The sequence below is a fragment of the Brachybacterium sp. HMSC06H03 genome, from assembly GCF_001807385.1.
Classification (GTDB): domain Bacteria; phylum Actinomycetota; class Actinomycetes; order Actinomycetales; family Dermabacteraceae; genus Brachybacterium; species Brachybacterium conglomeratum.
In genome coordinates, this window is record NZ_KV788936.1 from 1 (window position 1) to 2,962 (window position 2,962).

Sequence of the window (2,962 nt, forward strand, 5' to 3'; positions counted from 1 at the left end):
GGGGGCCGCCGACGGGTCCGTCCACCGGGCCGGCGCCGAGGACGCGGCAGGCCCGGACGACCGCCCGGACCCGGACCGCGGGCACCACGTCGAGAGCTCCGCCCCCGAGGACGAGCCCCGCTAGAGCACCGTCTCGGCGCCCATCACCACTGTGCGCGACGGCGGCAGATGCAGCACCTGGGTGCGGTTCGCGGAGCCCTTCTCGAGAAGGCGCACGAGCCGCTTCTGCCAGCGCGGCATGACGGGCTCCTGCCCGGCCTCGATGCGGAACACCGACAGCACGTACATCGCCTCGTCCGCGTCGACCGCGAGCGCGGGCAGATGCCGCCGGCAGACCTCGGGGCAGTCCGCCTCGTGCGAGTGCCCGAGCAGCGCGACCGCGGTGCGCAGCGCGGCGGGGACGTCCTGCGAGTCGTGGAAGCCGACCAGATAGGTCACCTGCACGATCCCCGGCCCGATCTCGCGGGCGTGGACCCGGTCGTCGTGGTGGGCGTGCGGCACCCCGATGTGCTTCATCGTCACGATGACGACGTGCTCGTGGAGCACCCGGTTCATCTCCACCCCGGTGCGCAGCGCGAGCGGCACGGTGGTCGGATCGCCGTGCGGGTAGACGACCAGGCCCGGCACCCGTCGCACCGCGCAGTCGGGGCCGGCGACGAACTGCTCGAGCGGCCCCTCGAGCTCCCGTCGGCGGCCGAAGAGGATCCGCGCCCCGCGATGCCACACCAGCATGATCGTGGTGAGCGCGGCGGCGATGACCAGGGAGATCCAGCCGCCGGCGGGGATCTTCACGATGTTCGCGGCGAGCAGCAGCAGCTCGAGCCCGCCGACCACCGCCGCGAGCGCCACCACCTGCCACAGCGGTCGGCGCAGGATCCGTCGCGCGTACAGCAGGTACAGCGCGAGCACCAGCAGGATCGTCGCGGTGACGGCCAGGCCATAGGCCGCCGCGAGCGCCTCGGAGCGGCGGAAGACGAGCACCAGGGTGACCACCCCTGCGAAGAGCAGCAGGTTGATGGCGGGGAGGTAGACCTGGCCGCCGTGCTCGAGGGAGGTCTGGGTGACCTTGAGCCGCGGCAGCAGCGACAGCCGCGTCGCCTGCCGCGCCACCGAGAACGCCCCGGAGATCACGGCCTGGGAGGCGATCACCGTCGCGACGGCCGAGAGCGCCACCAGCGGGATCCGCAGCGCCTCGGGCACGAGGGTGAAGAAGGGGTTCGCGATCGCGGCGGGGTCGGCGAGGATCAGCGCGCCCTGGCCCAGGTAGTTGATCACCAGCGCCGGGAGCACCAGCGCGAGCCAGGCGACCGCGATCGGGCGGCGCCCGAAGTGGCCCATGTCGGCGTACAGCGCCTCCGCGCCGGTGATCGCGAGGACCACCGCGCCGAGCGCGATGAACGCGACGAAGGGCCGGTCCGCCATGAACGCGATCGCGTGGTGCGGGGACAGCGCGCGCAGTATCGAGGGGCCGGCCAGCAGGTGCGGCAGCCCGATCGCGGCGAGCGTCAGGAACCACAGCGCCATCACCGGGCCGAAGAACCGCCCGATGCCGCCGGTGCCGCGGTGCTGCACGGCGAACAGCGCGGTGAGCACGATCAGCGCGCCGGGCACGATCACGGCGTCGGGCACCGCGGCGGCCACCTCGATGCCCTCGAAGGCGGAGAGCACGGAGATCGCCGGGGTGATCACCGAGTCGCCGAAGAACAGCGCCGCGCCGACCACTCCGAGCACCAGCGTGACGGACGCCTCGCGCGGACCGACCCCGCCGGGCCCGTGCAGCTTGCGCAGCACCAGCGCGGTGAGGGCGAGGATGCCGCCCTCACCCTGGTTGTCCGCCCGCATGATCAGGCCGATGTAGGCGAAGGTCACGATGATCAGCAGGCACCACACGACCATCGAGATCACCCCGAGCACGTCGGCCTCGGTGGGGGCGACGGCGTGGTGGTGGAGGCTGAACACGGTCTGCAGCGCGTACAGCGGGCTCGTGCCGATGTCGCCGAAGACCACGCCGAGCGCGCCGAGCGAGGCCGCGGCGAGCGGGGTCCGGGAGCGGGGCATGCCGCGGTGGTCGAGATGGTGATGGCTGTGCGGGTGGTCGCGGGGCCCAGCGGGGGAGCGCGGCGCGGCCGATGGGGGAGGGGCCTGCGAGGCGGGCTCGTCGGCCGGAGGGGTTCGCTCGGGGTCTGGGGTGAGGGGCTCGTCGGAGCGGGGCGAGCTCGAGGTGTCCTCGTGCACGGAGCGAAATCATGCCACCGCTGCGGCCCGATGCACCCGGCGGGAGCGAGCGGGTTCTGCTCCGTGCGTCACATCCCGCGCCAGATGACTCACACGAGCGCACTCGCGCCGCGATCCTCGACGCCGCCGCGAGCATGCTCGTGGAGCACGGCAGCGGGGTGAGCCTCGCGGACATCGCTCGGCGGGCCGGGGTGCCCAAGGGGGCGCTGACCCATCACTTCCCGCACCGCCTCGAGCTCGAGAAGGCCCTCGTGCACCGCTCCAACGAGCAGCTCTGGGCCGATGTGCACGCCCTCGTCGACCTCTCCGAGAACCGTCCCGGCAAGCTGCTGCGCGCCTATGTGCGCGCCCTGACCGCACCGGACTCGCGGGCGGCCGAGATCTTCTCCCCGTCCTCCCTGCTGACCGTCCTCGGCGAGCGCCCGGGCATGGAGGAACTGGTCGACGAGGACGCGGCGCGCTGGCGCGAGGCGCTCTCGGCCGACGGCTTCGACCCGGCGCAGGCCCTCGTGGTGCGCCTGGCCAGCGAGGGGCTCGCGATGAACATGGGCACGCCCTACGCGACCGAGCAGGAGCGCGAGCTCGCCCACGCCCGCCTGCTGGAGCTGGCCGAGCCGCGCTGATCGCGACGGCCGGCCCGTCTACGATGGCCGCCATGACGTCACCGAGCCGACCCGTGCGCGGGGCGGCGGACGGGACGCCCGGCCCCGCCGCCTCGCCCGGCCCC

Annotated in this window: 2 protein-coding genes; one reads left to right on the forward strand and one right to left on the reverse strand. The window is 73.7% G+C overall.

Annotation, left to right across the window (positions count from 1 at the left end):
* Positions 1 to 120 precede the first annotated feature (120 nt).
* Positions 121 to 2,058, reverse strand: a complete 1,938-nt coding sequence (locus tag HMPREF3159_RS14350; protein WP_070501806.1) for a potassium transporter Kup — start codon at positions 2,056 to 2,058, stop codon at positions 121 to 123.
* Between the two features lie 188 nt (positions 2,059 to 2,246).
* Here HMPREF3159_RS14350 and HMPREF3159_RS14355 point away from each other — a divergent pair, with 188 nt between their 5' ends.
* On the forward strand, positions 2,247 to 2,858 hold the full coding sequence (locus tag HMPREF3159_RS14355; protein ID WP_083305970.1) for a TetR/AcrR family transcriptional regulator: 612 nt from the start codon (positions 2,247 to 2,249) through the stop codon (positions 2,856 to 2,858).
* Positions 2,859 to 2,962 lie beyond the last annotated feature (104 nt).

Coding starts and splice junctions, on each gene's coding strand:
- HMPREF3159_RS14350 (WP_070501806.1), bottom strand. CDS start 2,058: ATGCCCCGCTCCCGGACCCCGCTCGCCGCGGCCTCGCTCGGCGCGCTC.
- HMPREF3159_RS14355 (WP_083305970.1), top strand. CDS start 2,247: ATGCCACCGCTGCGGCCCGATGCACCCGGCGGGAGCGAGCGGGTTCTG.